Consider the following 1,841-nt stretch of genomic DNA (forward strand, 5'->3'; position numbering starts at 1 on the left):
CCCGGCGCGGGTGGGCCGTGGCCAGCTGCTCCGGATGCGGGTCCGCACGACGCCCGCGACGCGGGTCGTGCTGCGATTCAGGTTGTCGCGGAGCAGGCCATGGGTGCGCAACCGGGTCGGTCGCACGAACCGGGACGGCCTCATCGAGTTCCGGCTGCGGCCGGTCGTACCCGGCCGGCGCTGGTACCGCGCGAACACAGCGAGGGCGGTCAGCGACCCGGTGCGGGTGCTGGTCTACCGCTGCCCGCTGCCGTACGACCGGTCGCCGGCCGTCGTCGAGGCGACCCGCTGCACCGCCCCCGTCAGCTGATCAGAGCGTCACGGACCGACGGTGCCGGTGCGGCGCCCCGAACAGCTGCCCGAGCGCGTGCGCGCGCTTGAAGACCAGGTGGGCGTCGTGCTCCCAGGTGATCGCGATCCCGCCGTGGAGCTGGACGCACTCCGCGGCCACGTGCTGCGCAGCCTCCAGTGAGTACGACGCCGCGGATCGCGTCAGGAGCTCGGCTTCTGCCGGTGCGGTGTCGGGGTCGGAGAGCGCGTAGGAGGCGGCCCAGCTGGCGGAGCGGGCCAGCTCGGTGCGGCAGAGCATGTCGGCCATGCGGTGCTTGAGCGCCTGGAACGAGCCGATCGGGCGGCCGAACTGGACCCGCTCCTTGCTGTAGTCGACGGTCATCCGCAGGGCGCGGTCGCACAGGCCCACCGCCAGTGCGGAGACGGCCGCCGCGCCGACGAGCTCGGCGCGGGCGCGGGCGGCGCCGCCGTGGCCGATCACCGCAGCCTCGGCGCCGGCGACGTCGACGAAGGCCAGCCGGATGCTCTGGTCCATCGACTCGGCCCATCGAGCCCTGGGCTCGGCGAGCTCCACCAGGTCGTCACCGACCACGGCCAGCACGATCGCCGCCCGGTCGCCGTCGAGCACGGACGCGTCGCCGAGGACGAGGGTGACGATCTCCCCGGCGGCGATGCGGGGGAGCAGTCGCTGCCTGGCCTCGTCGCTGCCGCCGGCCAGCAGCGCCTCGGTCGCGATGGTGGTGGCCAGCAGGGGAGAGGGCGCCAGCGAGCGACCGATCTCCTCCAGCACCACGGCGGTCTCGAAGAAGCCGGCCCCGACGCCGTCGTACTCCTCGGGGATGGCGAGGGCCGCCACGCCGATCTGCTCGCAGAGCGTGACCCAGAGCGCCTCGTCGTGTCCGGTGGGCGAGGTGGACGCGGCCCGGACCGCCGCCGAGTCGGCCCGCTTCTCGAGCAGGCTCCGGACGGTGGCCGCGAGCTCGGCCTGCTCGGCGCTGAGCGCGAACCGCATCACCGGTCCTCCGCGCCGGCCGTGGGTGCCGTCACCGACTCGAGCACCCGGGCTCGGTGGAACGCCGGCGTGCCCCAGGCAGTGACCAGGGCCCGGATCCTCGTCAGCCAGATGCTCAGGTCGAACTCCTGGGTGTACCCGATCGCGCCGTGCACCTGCAGGCCGCTGCGCGACGCGAGGTAGGCCGCGTCGGAGCACGCCACCTTGGCTGCCGAGACCGAGAGGGGTGTCGGGTCCAGCGCTGCCCCGAGTGCCAGCGGACGTGCGAAGTCCAGCGCGATCCGGACGTCGGCGAGCTTGTGCTTGACGGCTTGGTAGGAGCCGATCTCGCGACCGAACTGCCTGCGCTGCTTCACGTAGGTCACCGAGTCGGCCAGCACCCGCTCGCCGGCGCCGAGGAGCTGGGCGGCGGTGGCGAGCGCGGCCAGGTCGAACGCGTGGGCCAGGTCGCTCGCCGGCAGGGCTGCGCCGGACGTGACCGCGAAGAGGCGGCGGGTCCGGTCGACCGACGGTCGTTGCGCCTCGCTGACGGCGGCCG

Annotated in this window: 3 protein-coding genes; 1 reads left to right on the plus strand and 2 read right to left on the minus strand. The window is 74.1% G+C overall.

All coding sequences use genetic code 11. The features are described from left to right. Positions 1-310: hypothetical protein (locus E7Z54_RS13375; protein WP_206056196.1), on the plus strand; the 310-nt coding region annotated here is incomplete at its 5' end. Here E7Z54_RS13375 and E7Z54_RS13380 read toward each other — a convergent pair. Next, complete coding sequence (locus E7Z54_RS13380) at positions 311-1,303, minus strand: acyl-CoA dehydrogenase family protein (RefSeq protein ID WP_136434476.1); 993 nt, start codon at positions 1,301-1,303, stop codon at positions 311-313. Beyond that, a partial coding sequence (locus tag E7Z54_RS13385; RefSeq protein WP_276606229.1) for an acyl-CoA dehydrogenase family protein occupies positions 1,303-1,841 on the minus strand: 539 nt, incomplete at its 5' end. The genes E7Z54_RS13385 and E7Z54_RS13380, both read right to left, overlap by 1 nt.

Source organism: Nocardioides sp. (assembly GCF_004803405.1).
GTDB classification, from domain to species: domain Bacteria; phylum Actinomycetota; class Actinomycetes; order Propionibacteriales; family Nocardioidaceae; genus Nocardioides; species Nocardioides vastitatis.

What these genes read in the sequence shown, in the direction of transcription:
- E7Z54_RS13380 (WP_136434476.1), bottom strand. Translation starts at nt 1,303, where the DNA reads ATGCGGTTCGCGCTCAGCGCCGAGCAGGCCGAGCTCGCGGCCACCGTC.